Origin of the sequence: Desulforhabdus sp. TSK (genome assembly GCF_022836495.1) — a bacterium.
Lineage (GTDB): Bacteria > Desulfobacterota > Syntrophobacteria > Syntrophobacterales > Syntrophobacteraceae > Desulforhabdus.
The window spans coordinates 19,341-43,981 of the sequence record NZ_BQXM01000039.1 but is presented as its reverse complement, the minus strand read 5'-3'; the positions used below and the strand labels follow the sequence as shown (position 1 = coordinate 43,981).

General features: G+C 55.9%; 21 protein-coding genes. 14 read left to right on the top strand and 7 right to left on the bottom strand.

Translation table 11 applies throughout. The features are described 5' to 3' along the window. Window positions 1-41: 41 nt before the first annotated feature. Window positions 42-437 (bottom strand): PadR family transcriptional regulator, encoded by a 396-nt coding sequence (locus MWC30_RS18450; protein WP_244085676.1) that lies wholly within the window; start codon window positions 435-437, stop codon window positions 42-44. Between the two features lie 109 nt (window positions 438-546). Here MWC30_RS18450 and MWC30_RS18445 point away from each other — a divergent pair, with 109 nt between their 5' ends. Beyond that, on the top strand, window positions 547-777 hold the full coding sequence (locus MWC30_RS18445) for a hypothetical protein (RefSeq protein ID WP_244085675.1): 231 nt from the start codon (window positions 547-549) through the stop codon (window positions 775-777). Between the two features lie 50 nt (window positions 778-827). On the opposite strand, the gene MWC30_RS18440 is transcribed toward MWC30_RS18445, so the two are convergent. Both MWC30_RS18440 and fdhF read right to left on the bottom strand, forming a co-directional pair. Then, the gene (locus MWC30_RS18440; protein ID WP_244085674.1) at window positions 828-1,688 is read right to left on the bottom strand and encodes a uridine kinase; all 861 of its coding nucleotides are present in this window, start codon (window positions 1,686-1,688) and stop codon (window positions 828-830) included. Window positions 1,689-1,983: 295 nt separating this feature from the next. Continuing rightward, a complete protein-coding gene (gene fdhF / locus MWC30_RS18430) occupies window positions 1,984-4,662 on the bottom strand; it encodes a formate dehydrogenase subunit alpha (protein WP_254006173.1) in 2,679 nt (892 codons plus the stop codon). Window positions 4,663-5,124: 462 nt separating this feature from the next. Here fdhF and MWC30_RS18425 point away from each other — a divergent pair, with 462 nt between their 5' ends. The 7 genes from MWC30_RS18425 (at window position 5,125) to MWC30_RS18395 (ending at window position 11,601) form a co-directional block, all read left to right on the top strand. Continuing rightward, window positions 5,125-5,334 (top strand): molybdopterin-binding protein, encoded by a 210-nt coding sequence (locus MWC30_RS18425; RefSeq protein ID WP_244085673.1) that lies wholly within the window; start codon window positions 5,125-5,127, stop codon window positions 5,332-5,334. 285 nt (window positions 5,335-5,619) lie between these two features. Next, a complete protein-coding gene (locus MWC30_RS18420; RefSeq protein ID WP_244085672.1) occupies window positions 5,620-6,429 on the top strand; it encodes an OprO/OprP family phosphate-selective porin in 810 nt (269 codons plus the stop codon). A gap of 277 nt (window positions 6,430-6,706) precedes the next feature. Beyond that, a complete protein-coding gene (locus MWC30_RS18415; protein WP_244085671.1) occupies window positions 6,707-6,907 on the top strand; it encodes a cold-shock protein in 201 nt (66 codons plus the stop codon). A 301-nt stretch (window positions 6,908-7,208) separates the two neighbouring features. Beyond that, window positions 7,209-8,591 carry a hypothetical protein gene (locus tag MWC30_RS18410; protein WP_244085670.1) on the top strand — a complete coding sequence of 461 codons (1,383 nt, stop codon included), beginning with the start codon at window positions 7,209-7,211 and terminating at the stop codon, window positions 8,589-8,591. Between the two features lie 52 nt (window positions 8,592-8,643). Beyond that, window positions 8,644-9,885 carry a PAS domain-containing sensor histidine kinase gene (locus MWC30_RS18405; protein ID WP_244085669.1) on the top strand — a complete coding sequence of 414 codons (1,242 nt, stop codon included), beginning with the start codon at window positions 8,644-8,646 and terminating at the stop codon, window positions 9,883-9,885. A 28-nt stretch (window positions 9,886-9,913) separates the two neighbouring features. After that, window positions 9,914-11,119 (top strand): threonine ammonia-lyase, encoded by a 1,206-nt coding sequence (gene ilvA, locus MWC30_RS18400; protein ID WP_244085668.1) that lies wholly within the window; start codon window positions 9,914-9,916, stop codon window positions 11,117-11,119. Window positions 11,120-11,181: 62 nt separating this feature from the next. Further along, complete coding sequence (locus MWC30_RS18395) at window positions 11,182-11,601, top strand: universal stress protein (protein ID WP_244085667.1); 420 nt, start codon at window positions 11,182-11,184, stop codon at window positions 11,599-11,601. A gap of 232 nt (window positions 11,602-11,833) precedes the next feature. Here the strand turns inward: MWC30_RS18395 and MWC30_RS18390 are convergent, their stop codons facing one another. The 3 genes from MWC30_RS18390 to MWC30_RS18380 all read right to left on the bottom strand — a co-directional run bounded on the left by MWC30_RS18390 (window position 11,834) and on the right by MWC30_RS18380 (window position 15,843). Continuing rightward, the gene (locus tag MWC30_RS18390) at window positions 11,834-13,246 is read right to left on the bottom strand and encodes an ammonia-forming cytochrome c nitrite reductase subunit c552 (protein WP_368860887.1); all 1,413 of its coding nucleotides are present in this window, start codon (window positions 13,244-13,246) and stop codon (window positions 11,834-11,836) included. Between the two features lie 99 nt (window positions 13,247-13,345). Beyond that, complete coding sequence (gene nrfH / locus MWC30_RS18385) at window positions 13,346-13,807, bottom strand: cytochrome c nitrite reductase small subunit (protein WP_244085665.1); 462 nt, start codon at window positions 13,805-13,807, stop codon at window positions 13,346-13,348. Window positions 13,808-13,965: 158 nt separating this feature from the next. Then, window positions 13,966-15,843, bottom strand: coding sequence for an ATP-dependent helicase (locus MWC30_RS18380; protein ID WP_244085664.1), 1,878 nt, complete (start codon window positions 15,841-15,843; stop codon window positions 13,966-13,968). A gap of 329 nt (window positions 15,844-16,172) precedes the next feature. On the opposite strand from MWC30_RS18380, the gene MWC30_RS18375 reads away from it, so the two are divergent. Next, on the top strand, window positions 16,173-16,517 hold the full coding sequence (locus MWC30_RS18375) for a hypothetical protein (protein WP_244085663.1): 345 nt from the start codon (window positions 16,173-16,175) through the stop codon (window positions 16,515-16,517). 136 nt (window positions 16,518-16,653) lie between these two features. Here MWC30_RS18375 and MWC30_RS18370 read toward each other — a convergent pair whose 3' ends face one another. Beyond that, the gene (locus MWC30_RS18370; RefSeq protein ID WP_244085662.1) at window positions 16,654-19,641 is read right to left on the bottom strand and encodes a proline dehydrogenase family protein; all 2,988 of its coding nucleotides are present in this window, start codon (window positions 19,639-19,641) and stop codon (window positions 16,654-16,656) included. A 372-nt stretch (window positions 19,642-20,013) separates the two neighbouring features. On the opposite strand from MWC30_RS18370, the gene MWC30_RS18365 reads away from it, so the two are divergent. The 5 genes from MWC30_RS18365 (at window position 20,014) to MWC30_RS18345 (ending at window position 24,618) form a co-directional block, all read left to right on the top strand. Then, window positions 20,014-21,135 carry a branched-chain amino acid ABC transporter substrate-binding protein gene (locus MWC30_RS18365; RefSeq protein WP_244085661.1) on the top strand — a complete coding sequence of 374 codons (1,122 nt, stop codon included), beginning with the start codon at window positions 20,014-20,016 and terminating at the stop codon, window positions 21,133-21,135. 133 nt (window positions 21,136-21,268) lie between these two features. Beyond that, the gene (locus MWC30_RS18360; protein WP_244085660.1) at window positions 21,269-22,174 is read left to right on the top strand and encodes a branched-chain amino acid ABC transporter permease; all 906 of its coding nucleotides are present in this window, start codon (window positions 21,269-21,271) and stop codon (window positions 22,172-22,174) included. After that, window positions 22,171-23,133 (top strand): branched-chain amino acid ABC transporter permease, encoded by a 963-nt coding sequence (locus MWC30_RS18355; protein ID WP_244085659.1) that lies wholly within the window; start codon window positions 22,171-22,173, stop codon window positions 23,131-23,133. Before MWC30_RS18360 ends, MWC30_RS18355 begins: the two co-directional genes overlap by 4 nt. Next, window positions 23,130-23,894 carry an ABC transporter ATP-binding protein gene (locus MWC30_RS18350; protein ID WP_244085658.1) on the top strand — a complete coding sequence of 255 codons (765 nt, stop codon included), beginning with the start codon at window positions 23,130-23,132 and terminating at the stop codon, window positions 23,892-23,894. The genes MWC30_RS18355 and MWC30_RS18350 overlap by 4 nt, the downstream gene beginning before the upstream one ends. Then, window positions 23,887-24,618, top strand: a complete 732-nt coding sequence (locus tag MWC30_RS18345) for an ABC transporter ATP-binding protein (protein WP_244085657.1) — start codon at window positions 23,887-23,889, stop codon at window positions 24,616-24,618. Before MWC30_RS18350 ends, MWC30_RS18345 begins: the two co-directional genes overlap by 8 nt. The last annotated feature ends 23 nt before the right edge of the window (window positions 24,619-24,641 follow it).

Here is a 24,641-nt window from a genome sequence, read left to right as displayed (position 1 = left end):
CCTGCAACAGAAGGGGGCTGCGGGCATCCTGGCCAAATTTGCTACTGCGGCCTCCCGTTCTCCTCGCTGCGAACCGCATGGTACTGCTCGACGAAGGCACTCAAGGTCTTGGCCTGCCGGTCCATGTAATCGACCCAGAGGGCCAGCATCTCCTTGCCCTCTTCCGTGAGGTAATACATACGCTTGGCCGGCCCACCCGCCTCCGTATTCCACTCTGAAGAGACCCACCCATCCTCCTCCAGTTGGTGCAGGTGCCGGTAGATCATTCCCGGCGGAGCCTGCCCTTCCACAAACCCGAACTTTTGAATGCTCTGGATGAGCTCATATCCGTACGACGGCCTGGGGTAGAGGCCCAGCAGGATGGATGGCTGAATGTAGCGTTCGCGCTTTCCCTGCTTGGGGCGCCCTGGTTTGCTTTTGTTCTGTGGATTGGGCATATCTTTTCTTGACCTATATCCTATAAGGATATATATTCTAGTTGAACTCAGTCCAAGACGTTCAGATCCGTAGGACAACCGGTCCACAACATCCGCAAAGGAGAAAGCCATGCCCACCATTTTCGTGCGTGAGAGGCGTAAGATCGAAGCCGGCGAAAAGAAGCCACGCTATCGCGTCGTCGGCGTCCATGACCTCAACCTCAGGATCTATGTGGAGCACATCCGCAAAAGAGAGCTGGACCAGCTGGCGGCGGTCACCGGTGCCGACGTGGTCGTCCTCATGGGCGGCAAAGAGGAAAAGGGGAAGCAGGCGGAGCAGGGCGGCGAAAAAGGCGATTGAGCGGCCTGCTTCATACGGGGCATTTCTGGAATACCCGCCCGAATCCCGGATCATTCTTCCTTGTAGATGATGGTGCCCACGTGCTTTCCTTCCAGGGCATCGAGGATATGCTCGGGATGGCTCAAGGCATCGATGATCTGGAGCTCCTTGAGGCATTTTGCTCGCTGCAGCAGGGTGAGGATCGGCCGCTCGATGATGAGGTCGTCCAAGTCCAGCTCAAGGAGCTCCCTGGCGGAAATCCTGTCGTAAAACTTGAGATTTTTACGCTCGGCTTCTGCAACCTTCTTGGGATCGTTGCTGAAGAGCCCTCGCTCATCCTTCAAGTAAATGAGGGAGCGAGCCCCTATGTTCTCAGCCAGCAGAAAGGCTCCGCAATCCGTACGGTGCGGCGGGATGGAGCCGTATTCGGCGGGGTGCTCAAAAAAACCGTAGGGTGGAATTCCGTAGGTGATGGGCAGGTATCCGCGCCGGCAGAACATGGTGAGCTGCTCCAGGTTGTCACCGTGGCCGATCTTGACCCCTCCGTGCTTGTTGAGGAGCACGCTCATGATTTCCGCATTTTGCCAGGACACCTTGTCGCCCAGCTTTGACAGCACACCGGTGGGCATGCCGAGATCGATTCCGATGCTGTAGACGTGACGGGCACGCGTACCGCCGCCGGTCATCAAAATGATCTTGTAATTTTCTTTCGCCTCCACAAGAACATCGACGATGGGCAGTACCGCTTTCGCTCCCCGGTCGATGATACTCTGCCCCCCAATTTTGATGACATTGATCTCGGGCTGCATGCGAAAGTATTCTTTGCTTTCGGTCCTCTTGAGGAACTCCTTGCTCACCAGGGATTCACCCATGAGCGGGGATTCGATGTGGAGCCTTCCCGCCTCACTCTCTTCTTTTACAAGCTTCGACATGACTCACCTCGCTTCCGATTTGCCCGCCGGACGAGCCGGGGTGATTGAAATTTCCATGATCATTCCTGTTTGGCAGGGATGTGCCATCACCATGAGCGACGTCATCTTAGGGGGAGGGTACCGCAAAGTCAAGGAGGGTCGAGTGGAATCAAGAGTTCGGCAGGCTCAGAGGCAGGTCTATGGAAGCTTCAGCCCATCTGGATGATCACGAACTGGGGGGGAACCGTTCCCTTCATCAGCAGAATTCCTGCCGTGAACGGTTCCCCCTTCTTTCATTTTTAGGACTCGACAGCCTTTACAGCTTTTCGATCTGTACGGCGCACGCTTTGTATTCGGCAGTGAAGGATACGGGATCAAATGCCGCGTTGGTGAGCCAATTGGCGCAATTTTCCCGGAAATGGAATGCCATCCACACCATGCCGGGCGGCACTTCCGGCGTCACCCTGGCCTTGACGATGACCTCGCCGCGGCGGGATTTCACCTTGATTTTCTCATGGGATTCTATGCCCATGGTGCTTGCATCCTGGGGAGAAATATCCGCGCTCTCTTCTCCGAGGAGGTCGTTCAGCCCCTCGCACCGGCCGGTCTGCGTTCTCGTATGGTAGTGGTACAGCCGCCTTCCCGTGGAGAGGGTGAAGGGATATTCTGCATCCGGCACCTCGGCAGGCGGTGTCCAGTCAACCGGAGTGAATCTGCCGAGGCCGCAGGTGAACTCTCCATCCTGGTGGAGGAAGCAGGTTCCCGGGTGCTCCTCGTGAGGACACGGCCATTGGAGCCCATTCCCCTCCAGGCGCCGGTACTTGATTCCCATGAGGTTGGGAGCCAGGACGGATATTTCGTTGTCCCAGAGCTCCTGGGCGCTGTCGGATTCCCAGTCATGACCCATCTTTTTGGCGATCTCCTTGAAGATCCACCAGTTCGGCTTGGCCAGCCCGGGAGGTGGACTGGCAGTGCGGACGCGGCTGATGCGCCGTTCGCTGTTGGCAAACGTGCCTTCGTTTTCGCTCCACGCTGCAGCTGGAAAAATCACATGGGCAAAGCGCGTGGTTTCATTGGGGAAAATATCCTGGCAGATAAGAAATTCCGCAGATGAGAGCTCGTGCTCGACCTTGTGGATATCGGGCTCCGTATTGGCCAGATTTTCTCCAAAGATGTAGAAAGCCCGGATTTTCTTGTCCACGAGGCCTTCCATCATTTGGGGAATCATCAATCCCACATTCCCTGGGAGATTTTTCACGCCCCATGCCTTTTCAAATTTCGCACGGGCGTCGGGATTGGTGACAGCCTGATATCCCGGAAAGACATTGGGCAGGGCCCCCATGTCGCAGGCACCCTGAACATTGTTTTGGCCGCGGAGCGGATTGACGCCACCGCATTCCATCCCCATATTGCCTGTGAGCATCTGGAAGTTGGCCACGGTCAAAACATTGTTGACGCCGCAGGTATGCTCGGTAATTCCCAGGGTGTAACAGAGCATTGCCGGCTTAATGGACACAAAGCGCCGTGCCGTGCTCCGGATGAGCTCGGCGTCGATGCCGCAGATCTCTGCCGCGCGCTCCGGCGGGTATTCCATGACTTTTTCTTTGACTTCATCGAAGCCCATGGTGCAGGATTCCACAAAGCGACGGTCGTAGAGGTCTTCTTTGATCAAGACATGCATCATGGCATTGAGCAGAGCGATATCGCTGCCGACCTTGAGAGGCAGATGGAGCGTTGCGTAGTCGCAGAGCTTATGCCTGCGCGGATCGACGACGATCAATTCCGCACCGTTTGCCACGGCATTTTTGATAAACGTCGCCGCCACGGGATGGGCCTCGGTCATATTGGACCCGATCACCATGATCATTTTGGCCCTGGCAAATTCATTGAACGAATTGGTCATTGCACCTGAACCGAACGAGGTCGCCAACCCGGCGACCGTTGGAGCGTGTCAGGTACGTGCGCAGTTATCGATATTGTTCGTACCGATGACCGCGCGGAAGAGCTTCTGCATCTGGTAGGAATCTTCGTTGATGCTGCGGGAGCAACTGACTCCGGCGATGGCGTCGGGGCCGCTCTCGGCGATGATCTCCTTGAATTTCCTGGCGACGAGCCGGGTCGCCTCATCGAACGAGGCCTCCCTGAACCCGCCGTTCTCTCGGATCAGCGGTGTTTTCAATCGCTCATCGGAATAAATGAAATCGAACCCGTATCTTCCCTTGACACACAACCGGCCCTGGTTGGGCTCGGCATCCTCCACACCGGTGACTTTGACAATCCTGCCGTCCTTGATATGGAGCAGTTGCTGGCATCCAACACCGCAATACGGGCAAGTGGTTCGAACCTTATTTTCTATTTCCCAATTTCGCCAGCGCAGGTCCGTCTTTTTCTCAACGAGGGCGCCTGTGGGACACAGCTGGATGCATTCGCCGCATGAAACGCATTTATCGGCGTCGTAGGAAATCTGGGGGCCATCCGGTCCTTCCGTGACCGAAAGCGCATAATGCCCCTGTATCTCCGAGCAGGCTCTCACGCAGCGGAGGCACAACACGCAGCGTTCCGGCCAGGATTTGAGCATGGTCTTGCTGTAGGCCGAAGTGAATTTTGTCGTCGGCGTCGGCGATTCTACTCCCGTAATGCCGTGCTCAACAACAAGGTCCTGCAACAGGCACTCACCCGCCTTGTCGCAGATGGGGCAATCCAGGGGATGATGCGCGAGGATCCCTTTCAATATTTCCTGGCGAATGGAAAAGAGATGCTCCGAATGCGTAGTGACCGTCATCCCCTCCGAAACAGGCGTGTTGCAGGAAGTCACCGGGGTTGGATTTCCATCGACTTCGACAACACAGATGCCGCAGGATCCTGCCGGTTTTAATCTTTCATGAAAACAAAGCGTTGGGATCCTGATCCCCATGCTTTGAGCCGCCTGCAGGATGGTGCTCTCAGCCGGAGCTGAAACATCCCTGCCATCTATGGTCAGCTTCACCACTCCCATTATGGTACCTCCTTTGTGCACATGCAGACATATCAACAGACAGATAAAAGGACTGCAACAACCCGTTCCTTCGGCCCAGCAGTCAATGATGGACAGCGCCGACGGATCTCCCGACGCCATCAAACGCGGACCAAGCACACATCCAAAACCGGCGGCGGAACAAGCAGGACCGCCCTTGCAATCATTGCCCGCTACATTATGTCGAACGTGACATAAATGTCCTATCAGTACAGGAACGCAGGGAGAAGAGTCAAGCGAAATCGCCAGGGAATCTCACGGCAGTTTTCCACGTGAGTCGGCTTCCCGCCTGTTACGACAATATGGGAATTCAGGCACATATACCTCTTGACATTCCCCTGGAGAAACGCAAAGATCCCTTCCAGGCTGGATGCCGAGGGACGGACCTTTTAGGGTTCATCGGCCCGCCGGTTTCTTCTCCCCCACACAACGAGGATGTATTGCATGAGGCTGAGCACGAGAAACATCCTGAAAGGCAAGGTGACCGAAGTGAAGGAGGGTATGGTTATGGCGAAGGTGAAGGTCGACATAGGGAATGGAAATGTCGTCACTGCCCTCGTCAGCACGGATGCCGTCCAGGAGTTGGATGTGAAGGTCAGCGAAGACATCCAGGTTTTGATCAAGGCAACCAGTGTCATGCTTGCCAAAGACTGACGCCGGCTACGTGAGGCAGATGGGGCTGACGTCCACTTATTTCGTGTTCGGACTTTCGATGATTTGAAGAAACCCTGCAGATGGTGACAGCTCACGTTCCCGTGTCATGCACCTGTTCGAAAAAATGTCACGATTCAGACTATTGAGGCTGCAGATCGGTTGATCGAGTTATGTGACCGTCTACGGCTGAATCCCTCCGTTTTTTTGCTAATCTCGGCTGTTTTCTTCCTTCAAGGCTGTCAGTTCAGTCAACCCTTACCTTGGGGCCGACCCACCGTCGTCCCGATGATTCAGTGGATACCCGCTGCTCCTCTGCAAGACGCATGTGCAGAAGAGAAGATCCACACAGCCCTCGACGGCCGAATGACCTGGGGGGTCGGCACCTTCGAGGATACGGACAACTTCGGCGATGCTTTTGCCAACTATTCGGATTACAACGTCAGTGGGCGCATCACGGGACTGCCATGGTATGAGAAAGAGGGCAGGGAGCTCGTCCACCTGGGGCTGAGCTACAATCACAGGTTTCGTGCTGGAGACAACAACCCCGTCAGGTTCAGAACGCGCCGCGAAACGCATCTGACGGACCTGAATACTGTCGACACCGGGAATATGCCGGCAGACGGGGTCGATGTCATCAACCCTGAATTTGCCCTGGTCTATGGCCCTTTCTCACTCCAGGGGGAATATTTTCAGACCTTCGTGAACGCATCCGGAGACTCGGACCTTCTCGATGATCCCACCTTCAACGGTTTCTACATCTATGCCAGCTACTTCATCACGGGTGAGCACAGGGCCTACAAGCCCAGCACGGGGGCTTTCGACCGCGTCAAACCTTTCAACAACTTCAGCATCAAAAAATGTGGATGGGGGGCATGGGAGGTCGCGGCACGGTATTCGAGAATCGATCTGACGGACAACGATGCCGGCGTTCGCGGAGGCGAGGAAGACAATTTCACCGCCGGCCTGAACTGGTACCTCAATCCCAACACGCGCGTGATGTTCAATTATGTGCGTGCCAACGTTGACCACCGTGAAGATTTGGACGGGGATGGGACCCTCGACGTCTATGAATCCAGGTTCATGGTGGACTTTTGAGGTACGGAGACGCCTTCCATATGATTCCGCAGCAGGTGGCCCCTGTGTTATGTGTTTATTCTGCGCAATGCCACAAATAAAACTTCAATTAGAGCTTTCATTTGCTTGACACCTAAAAAGTTATAAGCTAATGTTTTTTGGCGTTATCTATAGAATTAGGCCTGCTATTTTGAAGTCGTGAGCGTGCCGGTCGAGTCGTGTGGGGGAGGCTCGGAAAGTGCTTCACGGTAGTGAGCCGCACAACAGCAGAAAACAGCACTGAAGAAAGGAATTCGAAATGCCTGAAGGCCGAGTGAAATGGTTCAATGACAAGAAGGGCTATGGTTTCATCGAAACACAGGATCAGGGCGATGTGTTTGTACATCATAGCGCTATCCAGGCAGAAGGTTTTCGTTCCCTGTCGGAGGGGGACAAGGTCAGTTTTGAAGTCGAGCGTGGTCCCAAAGGGCCTCAGGCTGTTAATGTTAAAAAGCTGTAGTGACCGACTCCATTCGGTTCAATGAGAGAGTCCAACGGTCGGGAGGCAATCCTCCCGACCGTTTTTGTTTCCATGGTGGGCTCTGCCTTCCACTCTCGCCAACAGCGTCTCCCTCCGGGTAATCCTCATTTTTCACGAGCTTGATAAAACCTTGTGATTCGCGTACAATTCCCCATCCGCTTGAGGCGTAAAGCCTGTGGAGGGGAAGCCGGGTTTCCAGTCCTATGGACCGTTGCTGAGTGGAGATTTCCTTCCTGTGCCTGATTTCACGGACAACCTTCTTCGCCTCGGGGAGATGGGAATGACGATGATGGAGGACCTGCTCGAGAATACCTGTAAGAACATGATCAAAACAATTCTCTTTTGCCTTGAAAATGCCACCAAGGGAACCATATACAGGGTGGGGCCAATTCCCAAGCTCCAGGCCGTCCGCGTCACTTCCGGCATTCGAAGGAAAGGGACCGACGAAATAGAATGGGGCCTGCCCGCCGTCTCCGATTACAACCCCCCCGGCAAGAGCTGGGAGCAGTACCGCGACCGTCCGGACCACGTACTGGAAGCCATGGGGTGGTGTGTGGAAAAGCAGAAAAGCTGGACGGCGGAAAACCCCTTCGAGGATGTTCGCAGTGTCGGGAAGCAGCTGAGGGGTGAAATCGAAGACTTCTACCACATGGAGCCCGTCCTGGTACGCAAAAGCGATTTGTATGGAGGAGGGCAGGGCATTGTGGAATATCCTCGAGACTGGGCAGGAAATCCCATCTGGCAAGACTCGGAATATGTCGTTTCCGCCGTCATCAAAATCCATTTCATGCCCTATTCCATCCGTCGGGATGACCGATCCACGCGCATCATCAAAGAGCTCTCCAGAAGTCTGGGTACAGAGCTCCTCTCACTCCAGCTCCGCGAAAAACTCTTCCGTTCCCAACAGGAGTTCACCCGCCGCCAGCTCAAAAGCGGTGAGCTTCTGGCCCATGAGCTTCGCAATACCCTCACCAAGTTTGGATTCGTCTTTGCGGCGGTGAATGCCGAGATCGGCGTTTTGCGTGAAGAGTGGGAAGAGCTTTTGAGCAAGTCCTTTCCCCACCTGAAGTCCAAGGCCTCCCTTCTGGGCCGCCTCAGTGAACTGATCCGCTCGCAGATGCCCAACCTGCGCAACGGGGATGAATGCCTGCCTGTCTGCCGGCTCCTCCTGCGCGAACAATCGGAGCTGGCGTCCCTTTCGTTGCTTCCGGAACAGAGCGAACAGTGGATCTACCACAAAATCAAGCCCAACTGGGAACGCCTGTTGAAGTGCTCTCATGCCTGGCATCAGGACCGGGACGAAATCCTTACGCTCCTGGACCAGTTGCAGGAAGCCCTCCATATGGGGAAGAACCGTCAGCTCATTGATAAACTGGACCACCTGCCCAGAGATCTCATCGAAAAATGGGCCAGGGTGGCCTATATCTACTTCACACCCGACAAGCTGAATTTCTTGGAGGATATTCTCCAGATCCTGGACCATCCCGAGCTTCCTGTTTGCCACAAGCAGCAGATCAAAAAAGTCATCAAGTCCTTGAAGGCATTGGTGGAGTTGGTCCCTGAGGTTGAAGAAAGAGCCAATCGCATCATTCTTTCTCTCCGATACGAAAATGGGGTAGATTCCGATATTTGCATCGATTACAGTCGGATATGCAGAATTTGAAGGGGTATGCCGGCTCCAGCTGCCGGTATGTCTCAGAACAGGTGAGCTCGTTATGGTCATGAAACCAGAGCATCAGGCACGTCCCTCTGAATCGGCTGCGCCGCAGGTCCCGGACGTCAACGGATCCAGAGTGTCGAGCTGCCTGGAGCATTTGAAGGCAATGGAGCTCAAATTCAAAAGGTTCCTCAATGCGTCGCAGGACATGCGGTTCATTGTCAACCGGAAGGGGAGCTTCATCGAAATCAACCAGGCTGGTGCCGATCTTTTGGGTTATGACAGTCCAGAAGAGATGCTGCAGCTGGAATCCATCGAACGCCTTTTTCAAGACCCGGAAGATCTGGAGGCCCTGCGGAACAAGCTCGAGGAAGACGGTTACATCAAGGACTACGAAGTGGAGTTGAAGCGGAAGGATGGCAGTCGTTTCATCGCCAGCATCACCGCCAACTACTGGTTTGACACCAACGGCGGCGTCTCCTACGAAGGGCTGCTGACGGATGTTTCCGAGCTGCGTCACTGGCAGACGGCATTCATTGAAGCTGAAAGACAAAACCGGGAATTGTCGGAATCTGAAGATCGGATTCGCACCCTCAATGAACACATCCTGCAGATGTTGATGCTCATGTCGCACGACATTCGAGGACCCCTGGTGTCCATCGGGGCGACACTGAAGCTCCTCCTGCGGGGAGCGTACGGCAAGATGGATGAAAGCGTGACCAATACCGTCAAGGACCTGTTGTCCAGGGTCTCGCAGGTGATCGGGGTTGCGGAAGACTTTCTGGGTAAGGCCCAATCCGTCGATGGCTCCTTCAGCCGAATGGATTTGGAAACGCTGGACCTGAGACAGGACATCATCGATCCCGTCCTGGATGAATTGTCCAATGATATTGAACAGCAGGGCATCTTGATCGACAATTTTTTCGGAGCTATTCCCGGGGGAACCATCCCCGTGCACACCAACAAAATCTGGTTGAAAGCGGTTTTCAGGAACCTTTTCAAAAATGCCATCAAGTATGGGGGGAAGGGGTGCCGCATCGCCTTTGGATTTCAGGACCATGGCTCTCACTACCGGCTGAATGTCTACAACAGCGGCAGTCCCATTCCCGAGGAGCATCGCGACAGGCTCTTCACGAAATTCGGCCGGGTCCAGGTGGATGGGAGCCCCGTGCGCGACGGCATCGGCCTGGGTTTGTATCTCATCAAGGAAATCATCAACAAGCACGGCGGCACCATCTGGTACGAGGCCAGACCGGACGGGTCGGATTTCGTATTCACCATTGCCAAGGAAAAAGTCTGACGGCTTTGGAGGGAGGGGACCCGAAGGCATGATCGCACTGAGAGACATCCAAAAGGCATCCCGGATCATCCACGGGAAGGTGATTCGAACCCCGTTGATTTACTCGGCGAGCTTCAGCCGGATGAGCGGCGCGGAAGTGTACCTCAAATTGGAGAATCTGCAGCAGACGGGCTCCTTCAAGCTGCGCGGGGCCACATGCAGGATCGAGTCCCTCCTGAAGGATCATTCCTGCACGGGGGTTGTGGCGGCATCGGCGGGCAACCACGCCCAGGGAGTGGCCCTGGCAGCCGGGAGAGCCGGACTTCCCTCCACCATCGTCATGCCGGAATGGGCTTCCATTTCCAAGCAGGAAGCGACACGAGCCTACGGCGGAGAAGTGATCCTGGAAGGGCAAAGCATCGATGCTTCCATCGAGAAGGCTCGAACGCTCGCTCGGGAAGGCAGGGTCTTCATCCATCCCTTCGACGACCCGGACATCATCTGTGGACAAGGGACCATCGGACTGGAAATCCTGGAAGACCTGCCCGATGTCGATGCCGTTCTCGTGCCCGTCGGCGGAGGCGGGCTCATGGCAGGGATCGCTTCGGCCATGAAGGCCATGCGCCCGAGGGTCCGCATCCTTGGAGTGCAGGCAGCTGCATGTCCCTCGGCCCATCACGCTCTCAGGGACGGGCGGGTTGCACGGGTGGAAGCCGCAAAAAGCATCGCCGACGGCATCGCTGTGACGCAGGTCGGGGACATCCCCTTCAAGATCCTTCGCGAGCACGTGGATCGAATCGTCCTGGTGGAGGAAGAGCAGATCGCGGCAGCCATCGTCCTGCTGCTGGAACGACGAAAGGTACTGGCTGAAGGAGCGGGAGTCGTCCCTCTGGCCGCGCTTTTCAACAAGGATTCCGAGATTCTACCGGGCAGCAGGGTGGTCCTGGTGATCAGCGGTGGGAATGTGGACAGTCCTCTTCTGGATCGTGTCATCCGGCAGGGTCTTGTCCGCAGTGGGCGCATCCTGCGTTTTTCGGTGTGTCTTGAAGACGTGCCGGGGTCTCTCATGCAGATTCTCTCCCTTGTGGCCCGCAAGGGAGCTAACGTCCTGCACATCTACCACGAGCGCACGGGGCGGGACATTCCCATTCACCTCAGCCACGTGGAGCTCGAGCTCGAAACGAGGGGCCCCGAGCATATTCGGGAGATTTCAGAGGCCCTTGAGGAAAATGGATACCGGTTGTGCATTCTCTGAGAAAAATTTAAAATCAGCCTGATCCCATGGATTGTGCGAAAAGTTGGAGCGGAGGTTTTGAAATGTTCAAACATATTCTCGTCCCGACAGATCTGACGGAGAGGAGCCTGCATGCCCTGGAGATTGCCATCAAGCTTGCTTGCGGTGAATCGGCCCAGGTGACGCTTCTTCACGTCATAGAAGTCATTCAAGATACGGAATCCGACGACTTCAAGGAATTTTACGAAAAACTGGGACGCCGCGCAGGGAGAAAAATGGAGCAGATGGTCGGCCGCTACCCTCAGAGCGCATCCACCATCGCCATGCAGATCACTTACGGAAGGAGAGTGCGGGAGATCATCAATTTCGCCAGCGACCAGGCCATTGATCTGATCATTCTGAGCTCGCACAAGGTGGACGTGGACAACACCCTGCAGGGCTGGGGGACCATCAGTTACAAGGTGGGGATTTTATCTCGCTGCCCGGTGATGCTGGTGAAATAGGATAAGGCGAGTACCAGGGTTGTTGACTCAACCATTTTTCGTCATTCCGGCGAAAGCCGTAATCCAGGAAAATAAAAACTTACTGGACCCCGGTTTTCACCTGGGTGACGTTAAGCCAACAACGTTGACGGCAAGAGCCTCCCATAAAAAAAGCCCTCCGGTTCCAGACCGGAGGGCTTTTTTGTTCCTTATGCCCTGCTGCTCCGCCCGGGGCGGGATGACAAGGTTTCTCCTAGAATTTCTCTTGAATTCCCATGGGATCCTTGAACTCCAGCGACGGATCGAACTTCAGCTTTTTCTCACCCCGATCGTCCAGGTACTTCTTGAGCTCCAAGTCCACTTTGATGGGGACATCAACATCCACTTTGGCCAGGAGCTGCCGCAGGTAGCCTTCGGCCTTGGTGGCGAAAGCGATGGAATCGCCGAGAATACGCAGACCTTCCGGCGGATTGTGGAAGCCGACGGAATTTTCCGCCCCCATGAACAGCTGACGGTAGAAGGCTTCTTCATAAAAGTCTTTCGCCTTGGCGTAGAGCTCTTCGTCGATCTGCTTCCCGGATTCTTTGGCCTTATGGACGATTTCAAACAGCTTGGCGGTGGTGGCCGTGGCATAGCCCGCGCGGTTCATGAGGGAAACTGTCCGATCCTGGATGGAGAAGACACGCTCCTTCAACCAGTCGGAGCTTTCGGCATGACATTGCTTACAGGCCTTCATGTCTGCCTGAACAGGACTCATGACACGGTGATCGGAAATCTTCTTGACCCCGACAACACTGTAAGGCATGTGGCAATCCGCACAGGAAGCGCCGGCCTTGTAATGCACACTGTTGTTGGTCCAGAACTCGAATTCCGGGTGGCGGATAAAGGCCAGCTTGAACCCGGTGACGTTCTGCTTCCATTCCTTGACCGTCTGGTCGGTCCGAAGCTGCTGAATGATGTTTTCGATGGTGATGGCTCCCCATTTGCTCTTCTGCCAGGGGAAGTAAAGGCCGACGGACTTGCCTTCGGCATCCTTTGGAATGGCATAGGTGACGTGGCATTGTCCGCAGACGGCGGAACGCATCTGCTGTCGTGTCAGGGTAGCCGGGTCGGTGCCGATGACTTTGAAGGCTTCCAGCAGGGTGAATCCGCGCGAAATCCTGAGGCTCAAATCCTTGTTGTCGTGGCAGTCGATGCAGGCCACCCCAAGGGTTCGATTGGGCTCAGGAATCTTGTCGAGGACTTCCTTGAAAGGCTTTCGGAAATAGTCTGTACCCAACTCCTTATGAAGGGAAGGCGCGTAGGGCGTTTTGCAGCTCAGGCAGACGCCGCCGGATTTGAGGCGGGAGGCGTCGATTTCCAGTTGGTCCCGAATCATGTATGCATGGCCCCTGGGTTCGTTATACTCCACGCCGAAGCCCCAGCCGTTGAACAAAAGCGCCATATAAGGGAACTGGGACAGCTTGTCCACCGTAACCCGACCGCTGCCGACCATGCCCCTCTTGTATCTGCTCCTGTCAGCACTCACGGGCTCTTCCGTCTTCTTCCACGACTCGTACTCTTCGGGATAGGCTTTTCCCCAGATCACCGGGTTGATCTCACCATCCGGGATCGTGACAGGCTGCACCGCCACCGGCTTGGGTTTCTCACAGCCTCCAAGTCCCATCACCAGGGCTACCCCCAGGCAAACAGCCAGCATGCTTTTTCCCCACAACATCTCCAACTCCTCTTTGTCTACGTATGTAATGGATTAGAACACTGTGACCTAATTCGTGATGCGGACGCCGGCCAGGTTGTGCTGCAGCCAGCGATGGCATTCCCAGCAATTGCGCTCCTGGTCAATCATCTCGACACGGGCTTCGTGGCAGCGGATGCAGTTGGACTGCACGACCCGTTGTTGACGGTTGGAGATCTCGATGATTTCCGGCGCCTGCCCCGAATAAAAAACGATCATGTCCTTCATGCCGTCGATGGATTTCCAAACATAATACACGCCCATGTTTTTATGAGGGAGATGGCAGTCGACGCATTTGATGGTGCGGTGTGCCCCCACATGAATCCATGCCTCATACTGGGACTGCATGACATGGCACGAGGAGCAGAAGAGCGGAGTCTCCGTTTTGGCCAGTAACTGAGGAGGACCAAAGCTCACGAACAGCCCTCCCGCGACAGCCAGCACGAATATCCCCGCCAGGATCTTCCATCTGTTGTTTTTCCATGCAGCCATGAGTTGGAACCTCATCAGGAACGTTTTTGCCGAAGGGCGTTTTGAGGATGGAGCCTATTAGTGGTACTAATTCTGAGTGCTGACATCCTACGGAGTATTCTATGAAATGTCAAAAATAAAAATACACGTCTTGCCGTCATGAGCAGGAGAAAACAGGCTCACCGCGCGAGATACTCCTCGGGGATTTCGTCAAGAAAACGGCTTTCAACGGCTGGCTCCCCCCTGCGCGTCAGGGCGGCCGTCAGATAGAGAAGGTCCGAAGCACGGGTCATGGCCACATACATGAGGCGCCGCTCTTCCTCGATGCCTTCGTCGTGCTTTGCCTCGTCCTTTAGATCGAAGGATCGCCCGTGAGGCAGGATGTTCTCTTCGAGGGCCACGACAAATACCACCTTGAATTCCAGCCCCTTGGCCGCATGGATGGTGGAAAGGCGGATGCCGTGCTTCTTGTCCGCTGCATCCTGATCGTCCCGGATGAGGGCGGCATCTTCCAGGTAGTCCGCAATGCTGCCCTTTTGAGACGCATCGTAGATCATCTGCTTGATGTTCTCCATGCGGCTCACCACATCCTCCTCGTTTTCCGCAATGGACTGAATATATTCGCCGTAATCCATTTCCATGACGACTTTTCTCAAGGCCGTGTCGGGCCGCTCCCGGGCGATGGCTTCGACAAATGACAGCAGCCTGCCCAGCTCCGCCACAGCCTTCTTGGGCAAAAGGTTCTCACGCACCGCCTTGCGGCACGCATCCTGGAGCGACATATCCCGCTCCCTGGCCGCGAAGATCTTTTTGAGGGCTCCCGGCCCGATGCCCCGTTTGGGAACATTGATGATGCGCTCGAAGGAGACGTCGTCCCGTGGATTGACGGCGCAAATGAGGTAGGCATTCAGGTCTTGTACCTCCCTGCGCTGGAAAAACCCCTGGGCCCCCACCATGGTATAAGGGAGCCGTTGGGAGCGCAGCGCCCGTTCAAAGGGGAGGGAGGTGAATTTTGTCCGATAGAGAATGGCGATCTCTTCCAGGGGGATTTTCTTGTAGCTCGCATATTCCCAGCACGTTCTTGCCACCCAGAGGGCTTCGGCTTCTTCGGTAGGGAGAATCTTGATGTGCACGGGGTCTCCCTGGCGCCTGCTGAAGCAGGTCTTTTCCATGCGCTGAGCGTTGTGGGCGATCAGCGCATCGGATGCCGCGACGATCTCGGCCGTGGAACGGTAATTTTCCTCCAGCTTGAAGACGCGGGCATTATTGTACTTCTGGGGAAAATTGATGAAATGGAACGGGTCGGCGCCCCTGAACTTGTAAATGCTCTGGTAGTCGTCTCCCACGACGGTGAGATTGCCGTCCCTCAGGAGCATATCGATGATCTGGTTCTGAATGTCGTTGGAATCCTGGAACTCGTCGATGAGAATATAGTCGAAGGACTCCTGGTACTGTTTTCGAATGTCGGGAAATTTCTGCATGAGGTCCCGCGTGAGGAGGAGGATGTCGTCGAAGTCCACGGAATTGTTCTGTTCCAGCAGTTCATTGTACTTGCGGTAGATTTCCAGCTTGCGCGGCAGCTTTCCGTGGATATTGAGAAATTTCTGCGGATCTCCCGAATTCTTGGCATGGGAAATCATGCTCCCCGCTCCGTAGAGAAATTTCTTGTCCAGGTTCAAGTCGGCGAGGACTTTCTTGAGGTGACTTTTCTGCTGGGAATCGTCGTGGATCAGGAGGGGCTTCTGGTACCCCAGGAGCTCGCAGTGGACTTTGAGGATTCTAAAACAAGCGCTGTGAAAGGTCCTGACCCAGGGAAAATCGCCGGCGGGCCGTTGAGTGGCTCGCTGCAGCCTGCTTTTCATCTCAGCCGCCGCCTTGTTGGTGAATGTGATGGCCAGGATTCTTTCGGGGTGATATCCCAGGTCATTCACCAGGTGAGCGATCTTATGGGTGAGGGTACGGGTTTTTCCACTGCCTGCTCCCGCGGTGACAATGGTGGGGCTGGCAACATAACAGACGGCCGCCTGTTGGGGTGGTGAAAGGTGCTCCAAGGCCATGAACTTTGCTCCTGATTCATCATGCTGTTGAAAAAAATCTTCCGGCGGCGGAACAATATTCCATGGAGGCAGGGCTTACAAGGTCTGTATGGCACGGTATTCCAACGTGTCGTCGCGGATTGACGCCTCATTCTCCCCGAGGCGCACCTGTTTGATCCCGTTTTCGTCATTTCATGGGAAACGACCGTCGCTTTTTTTATTGCTTGCCCGAGTCTTAACCCGGTTGATGCAGGAAGGTCTCTCTGATATTATTTTTTTGACTACAGCAAATGAATGCAGAAGGTGACGATTCACTACACAACGATGTCGAAAAGGGAAGGTGTGCGATCATGATGGAACTGCAGACCCAAGCAGAAAAAAGCGTGCTGCTTCAGATCCAGAACAGCAAGAAGCCTCATCAGACCGTGTCCCTGGTCTATGATAAGGAAAGAGGGCAATTCATAACGGACGGTCTCAAAGACCTCTTCAGCGTGAAGGAGATCACCATCGATTCCCCCGACGTTCTTGGAGGGCTGGAGGAATACGCCATGGTCCTTTCCTTTTTGCTGGAGAGCATCTCCACGGCCCAGGACCTGGGCCTGCCCTTTGGGTATCATGACCAGTTCGAATTTCAGGGAGTGAAATATTCCCTCTACCAGGAAGGGGACTATCGTCATCTGAAACGCCTTGCATGATACAAGCATCCACCGCCCGGGTACACACCAATGCGTCCCCAACCGCCGCTCGTCATTCCCGCCTGGAGCTCGCCGGAATGACGAAAGGGCGTTTTACCCAACCCCTGCCTCTCACGCTCCCCCATTTCCCCGAAGATCAGACATCCAGAGGCGCAAAGCCGCGGCGCAGAGTATTTTCCGCAACGTTTCGGGGAACCATGAATTGAAGCAGATAATCCGGTCCTCCCGTCTTGGACCCCATTCCCGACAGTTTGAAGCCGCCGAAGGGATGGCGTCCGACAACCGCTCCGGTGCACCCCCTGTTGATATAGAGATTGCCTGTACGAAATTCCCGTGTTGCGCGGGCGATGTTCGCGGGGCTCCTGGAAAAAACGGCGCCGGTCAGGGCATATGAGCTATCGTTGGCCAGGGTCAGGGCTTCTTCGAAGTCCCGGGCTTTCATGACGGCAAGAACGGGACCGAAAATTTCCTCCCGGGCCAGTCGATGTTCAGGGAGAATGCCCGTGAAAATGGCCAGAGACGTAAAATGGCCTCCGTTCCCGGGGATTGGGCGCTCCAGCAGGAGGGTTCCTTCCCGCTTTCCGATCTCGATATACTCCATGATTTTCCTCTGTGCCGATGCGTCAATGACTGCCCCGACGACGTTTTGGGGATCTTCGGGCGACCCGAGGTTGAGGCTTTCCGCCGCCGCTTTGAGCCGATCCACAAACCGTTCGTAATTTTCTTCGAGGACGATGAGCCGGGAACATGCCGAGCACTTCTGCCCCTGGTAGCCAAAGGCCGAATGGAGAACGTGCACAACGGCCTCGTCCAGGTCCGCATCCGAATCCAGGATGATGGCGTTTTTCCCACCCATCTCGGTAATGACCTGCTTGACGGCACCGGCTCGAGGGTCCCTTCGTGCAGCATGCTCCACAATGCGCAGCCCCACTTCCTTGCTCCCTGTGAAGGCGATGAGAGCCACCTCGGGATGCGCCACCAGTCTGTCGCCCACGAGCTCGCCCGGACCGGGCAGGAAGTTCAGCACCCCCGCCGGCAGACCCGCCTCCTCGAAAATCCTGGAAACCATGGAGCCGATCACCGGCGACTGAGAGGCCGGTTTGTATACGACCGTGTTTCCCGTCACGATGGCCGCCGAAACCATTCCCATGGAAATGGCCAGGGGGAAATTCCACGGCGCGATGACGACAGCCGTCCCACGAGGCTCATAGAAGAGCTGGCTGATCTCCCCCGGTACATCCCCCATGCGCCGGGGGATGCCCAGGCGCAGCATCTCCCGCCCGTAGTATTCCAGAAAGTCGATGGCCTCACAGACATCGGCGTCAGCCTCATCGCGCGCTTTGCCCACTTCATAAACCTGGAGGGCAGCAAGCTCGTAGCGCATCCTGCGGGCAACCTGAGCCGCCTTGAAAAGATATTCGGCGCGGGATTCCGGGGCGGTGTCCCGCCAACCGGGGAAGGCACGCTTCGCCGCCAGCACGGCGTTTTCAGCTTCTGCTTCACTGCCGGATGCAACAAGTCCAACGATTTCATGAGCTGCATTGGGGTTGGTGGAGCGGATTTGCTTTTCGGTAAAGACCGGCTTGCCTTCCACGACGAGAGGAACCTTGAACGGAAACTGCCCGCGGAGGGTTTTCAGAGCTTCTTCGAAGCGCGTCCTGGTTTCGGCCTGGCTCCAGTCCAGCAGGGGCTCGCTTTGGAAGGGGCCTCGCTGCCGGCCCTCGCGAGACTCCGATGCCTCGGGCGAAGCCGTGGGAAGGTCTTTCAGGATATCCAATGGATTGCGCAGAAGATCCTCACGCGACAGGTGCTGTGCGAAACTCTGGCGGAGGAAAGATTCGTTGGCGGTGTTTTCCAGAAGTCGGCGAACCAGGTACGACATTCCCTGGATCATGTCCCCCACGGGAGTGTAGAGCCGCACAGGAAGGCCCGCCTTGTTGAGGGCGTTGCGCACGGGTTCTCCCATGCCGTAGAGCACCTGGTATTCCACCCGGTCCGGGGGCGTTTCCAGCGCCTTGGCCGTCTCCACGACGCAGGCGATGGACCGGATGTTGTGGGAAGCACAGGCCAGGCGCACCCATGGGTGATTCTCGAGAATGGTGCGGGCGAGCTTTTCAAAATTGGCGTCGGTCTCCTGTTTACGCGTGAAAACGGGGATGGGCCAGTGGTTCTGGCGCGCGTGAATGACTTCTGAATCCCAGTAGGCCCCCTTCACGAGGCGTACCGTGAAGGAAACATTCCGCTTCCTGGCCCACTCGATGAGGTCGTCCAGGTCGGCGCCGCTGTCGCGCAGGTACGCCTGGATGACAATCCCCGTGTGGGGATAGTCACGGAATTCCGCCTCCTCCATGAGGCTCCTGTAAAGGGACAGGGTCAAATTCTTGATGGCCCGGTGCTCCATGTCAAGGTAGACAAAGGCCCCTGTTTGCATGGCCTTGCGAAACAGCGGCCGGAGCCGATCCTTGGCCCGATCGATGGAGTGCTCGAAAGCGACGGGGTCCATTTGTGAATACATGGCCGAAGCCTTGACGGAAAGGTTGACCATGGGGGCACCCCCCCAATCCCCGCCCGAGGCCTCGCCGCCCAACGGAGCCCATCCCCTTTGAGCGCCGTCCAGGATGTCCAAGAGCTCCAGGTAGCGCTCCAGATAGGTGTCGGCTTCCGCTTCGGATACGACGGCCTCGCCCAGGAGATCCACCGTGAAAGCCATCCCCTGGGTGCGCAGCCGCTCGAGTTTCTTGAGAGCGTCCTGAGCGCTGGAGCCCACGATGAACTGTCCGGCCATGGATGAAATGTTTCCGGCGACACTCCTGGCAATCATTTTGGCGGTGAGGGAGGACGGCGAAACGAATTTCATTCCCCACTGGAGGGTCGATGGAAGGTTCAGGTCGGGGCGTGAGAAATACTCCTGAAGATGGCCGGCGATGGACTCGGTGCGGGTGAGATAGGGAAAAACATCCACAAACCGAAACATCTCGATCTTGAAGGCCTCATCCCTCATGCACCATTCCATCATTTTTCCCGTCCAATAGTCTTTTCTGAACACGGACGGGGATTCACCTTCCATCAGGTCGTAGAGTCTCAGACCCGTTTCCACAATTCTGGTTTCCAGTTCGGAGCTCATGTATCCTCCTTGCTTCAAGCCTCAGGGTTTATCTTCGACACACTTTTTCTATGAACTCTTTCTGGAAATGCAATCCTTCCTGTAGTCTGCTCCGCACGCGAAGAGATATTTTCCAACACTTACAACCCGCCGTTGTGCGGGATGCTTCAAGCCGGAACGATGAGCAAACGAATTTTTAGACAGTCACTGACTGCAAAAAAAAACTAAAAATATGGTCACGGTACACCGCATGGAGGAGCTATGCGTTGACAGAAAATCGATTCTCTGTTATTTTCCGCATACTTCTAGGGAGAAGCCCCCAAATGGGGGAAACCTTTCTTTTTTTCACCATTTAACGTAAGACGACGGCACCATTTCAAAGAGGAGGGTCTCATGAAAAAGTTGCTTTATTTTGCCCTGGCGTTATCCCTCATGTTGGGAACAGCTCACACGGCACAGTCGGCCAAAATCGGACTCATGGGTCCCATGACCGGCTCATGGGCCAGCGAAGGAGCTGAAATGAAGCAGGTGCTCGATCTCCTGGCGGAAGAATACAACGCCAAGGGGGGAGTGCTGGGCGGTAAGATCGAGGTCGTGAGCGAAGACGACGGCGGAGACCCCCGCACGGCGGCCTTGGCGGCTCAACGATTGTCGACCCAGGGCATCGCCGCTGTCATCGGCACTTACGGTTCGGCAGTGACGGAAGCAACTCAGAACATCTATAACGAAGCCAAAATCATCCAGGTGGCCAACGGTTCCACCGCCATCCGCCTGTCGGAAAAGGGCCTCAAGTACTTTTTCCGCACCTGCCCCCGCGACGATGAACAAGCGAAAGTGGCGGCCCAAACCATCCAAAAGCTTGGAGTAAAAAAGCTCGCCATCCTGCACGACAACAGCACGTATGCCAAGGGACTCGCCGACGAGACCAAGACCCTGCTGGATGGAGTTAAAGACCTGAAAATCGTTTTCTTCGATGCTTTGACGCCCAAAGAGCAAGACTACACCGCCATTCTCACCAAGCTGAAGGAAACTCAGCCCGACCTGGTTTTCTTCACGGGCTACTATGGGGAAGCGGGGCTCATGCTGAAGCAAAAGAAGGAAATGAACTGGAATGTCGGGTTCATGGGTGGAGATGCCACCAACAATCCCGACCTGGTGAAGATTGCCGGGAGCGATGCCGCAGAAGGGTTCTACTTCCTGAGCGCCCCTCTGCCCAAAGATCTGCCCTCCGAGGAAGCCAAGGCTTTTCTTGCGGGTTTCACCAAGAAATACGGACACCCGCCCAACTCCATCTATCCCGTTCTGGCGGGCGACGGTTTCCGCGTGGTTGTTCATGCCATGGAACAGACAAAATCCACGGACCCCGACAAAATCGCCGATTATCTGCACAAGGATTTGAAGGACTTTCCCGGCTTGACGGGGAAGATTTCCTTCAACGAAAAGGGCGACCGCGTGGGTGAAGTCTACCGTGTCTACAAAGTCAACAAAGAGGGACAGTTCATTCTGCAGCCCTAGAAAGGAATGCCGTCTCATTCCCTTTCTTGCGTGCGGCTGATGGTCCTCGGGGTGGGTTGGCGCCGCGCAACCCACCCTGTTGCTTTTTCTCCTTCACCCTTTGAATCGAATCGCACCTGGGCACAAACCATTTATGGAGCAATTCTTTCAACAACTGACAAACGGCCTGGCGGTGGGGAGCATTTACGCTCTCATTGCCCTGGGCTACACGATGGTCTACGGCGTGCTCAAGTTGATCAATTTCGCTCACAGCGATCTATTCACTCTTGGGGCCTACCTGGGTTTGACGCTTCTCACCTCCATGAGCCTCACCGACCGTCTGGGGCCTGTCTGGGGAGTCCTCATCCTCGCGGTCATGGTCATGGGGTTCGTCGCTCTGGCGGGAGCGCTCCTGGACCGAGTGGCCTACCGCCCCCTGAGGGAGTCACCGCGACTCTCCGCCGTGGTGTCCGCTCTGGGTGCATCCATTTTTCTGCAGAATACCGTGATGCTCATTTACGGAGCCCGCCTCCTGGTTTACCCCTCCAATATCCTGCCCAAAACCGTCCTTCACCTGTTTGGTCTCGATATTCCCCTCGTGCGCATCCTGGTGCTCTGCGTCTCCCTCATCATGATGACGGGACTCTACCTGTTCATCCAGAAAACACGGATCGGAACCGCCATACGCGCTGCGGCCATCGACCAGGGAGCCGCACGCCTCATGGGAATCGATGTCAACCGCGTCATCCTGCTGGTCTTCATGCTCGGGCCGAGCCTGGGGGGGGCCGCGGGCTTGATGGTCGGCCTTTACTATGGCCAGGTGAACTTCACCATGGGATGGGGGTATGGATTGAAAGCCTTCACCGCCGCAATTCTGGGAGGCATCGGCAACATACCCGGCGCCATGGTGGGAGGAATCCTTCTGGGAGTCATCGAAGCCATGGGAGCCGCCTATCTTTCCTTTGCCTGGAAGGACGCCATCGCCTTCCTGGTCCTGATTTTAATCCTCATTGTCCGGCCCACCGGACTCCTGGGGGAGCGAGTGGCGGAAAAGGTATGAGCATCCATAGAAAAAACGTGCTCGGTGCCGTCTTCCTGGCAATTCTGGGGCTGCTGCCGCTTTTCCTGAATTCCTACTGGGTGGACGTACTCAACAGCATCGGCATCTATGCCATTCTCGGACTCAGCTTGAACCTCATCGTGGGGCACTCGGGCCTCTTCAACCTGGGGCACGCTGCGTTTTACGCCGTCGGTGCCTACACGGCAGCCATCCTCAATACCCATTTTCATATTCCCGTCCTGTGGCTGCTTCCCCTCTGTGCCCTCACGGCAGGTCTGTTTGCACTGGTCATCGCCCGTCCCATCATCCACCTGAGAGGGGATTACCTGTGCATTGTCACCATCGGAATCGGTGAAATCGTTCGCATCGCACTCATCAACAATATTTTCGGCATCACGGGTGGAGCCAACGGCATCTTCGGGATCTCCCGCCCCTCGATCCTGGGATTGACCCTCCGGACCCCGACACATTTTTTTTATCTCATTCTCGTTTTTACGCTGTTGACGATCTTTTTGTTTCATCTCCTGGAATACTCACGCTTCGGCCGTGCCCTCAATTTTCTGAGGGAAGATGCAGTCGCTGCCGAAGGGAGCGGCATCAACACCGCCCATTATAAGCTGGCTGCTTTTGTGCTGGGCGCGGCCTGGGCGGGGATGGTGGGCAACATTTATGCGGCCAAAATGACCATCATCTCACCTGAATCCTTCACTTTCTGGGAATCCGTTCTCATGTTCGCCATCGTCATCCTGGGCGGCTCCGGCAGCATCTTCGGAGTTTTGCTGGGCGCTGCCCTCATTGTGGGACTTCCGGAGCTGTTTCGGGAGTTCGCCAGCGCACGCATGCTGGTATTCGGGGCGGCCATGGTGGCCATGATGATTTTTCGCACCCAGGGGATTCTTCCTCCGCGCCCCCGCTCCTACGACCTCTTCGAAACGGTGGAAGGAGAGCGCAAAGCATGAGCCTTCTTTCCATCCAGCGGCTCACCAAGAATTTTGGCGGCCTCACGGCGGTGAACAATGTTTCCTTTGACGTGGAGCAGGGGAGCGTGGTTGGGCTCATCGGTCCCAACGGAGCGGGAAAGACGACGGTCTTCAATCTCATCACGGGAATCTATCAACCGGATCAGGGGGCGATTTCCTTCGAACAGGCCTCCCTCCTTCGCCTTCCCACCCACCGCATCGTTTCCCTGGGCATTGCCAGAACCTTTCAGACGATCCGACTCTTTCAGAACATGTCCGTTCTCGAGAATGTCCTGGCGGGATGCCACTGCCGCATGAAATCCGGGATTTTATCCTCCATGTTTCATTTTCCCCGCCAGCAGAGGGAGGAAAGGGCCGCCATAGACAGGGCTCTCAAGGCGCTGGACTTTGTGGGGCTGCGGGACCAGGCCGAAAATCTCTCCAAAAACCTTTCTTACGGGAACCAGCGTCTCCTGGAAATTGCGCGGGCTCTCGGCACCGAGCCGCGACTGCTGGTGCTCGATGAACCGGCGGGAGGTATGAATGAAAACGAGACGGCCCAACTGGTTTCCCTCATCGAGCGCATCCGGGGGATGGGCATCACGGTTCTGCTCATCGAGCATGATATGAGTCTTGTCATGCGGGTGTGCGAGCAAATCGTCGTCCTTGAATACGGTTCCAAGATCGCCGAGGGATCGCCCGAGGAAATCCAGCGCAATGAGCGCGTGATCGCAGCCTATCTGGGTACGGAAGATGGATAACAAGACACTGCTGGAAGTTGTGGACCTGGTCGTCAAGTACGGAAACATCGAAGTGCTTCACCGCATCAACCTGAGGGTAGGGGAGGGGGAGATCGTCACCATCCTCGGAGCCAACGGGGCAGGGAAGTCGACGACCCTCTTGACCTTGAGCGGTCTGGTGAAGGCCGGAGCCGGAGCCATCTATTTTGACAGGACTTCCATCCACAAGCTGCCGGCACACGACATTGTCAAACGGGGCATTGCTCAGGTGCCTGAAGGCCGGCGCGTGTTTGGAACCCTCACGGTCCAGGAGAACATCAACCTCGGTGCCTTCGTTTGCAGGGATGCCGCCGCCATACAGAAGACACAGGAATGGATTTACGAGCTCTTTCCCGTACTGGCCGAGCGGCGCCAACAACTGGCGGGCACTCTGAGCGGGGGAGAGCAGCAGATGCTCGCCATCGGGCGGGCCCTCATGAGCCAGCCGAAGATCCTTCTCCTGGATGAGCCCAGTCTGGGGCTGGCGCCTCTACTCGTCAAAGCCATTTTTCAGACGCTCCGGGAAATCAACGCATCAGGAGTCACGATTGTGCTGGTGGAGCAGAATGCCCGGGCAGCCCTTCGGCTGGCTCACCGCGGCTACGTCCTGGAGCTTGGAAATATCGTTCTGGAAGACTCTTCCCAGGCCCTGATGGCCAACCCCAAAGTGCAGGCGGCCTATCTCGGGGGAGAATCCACGCGGTAACCCCCCTGGGGGGGGCAATCTCC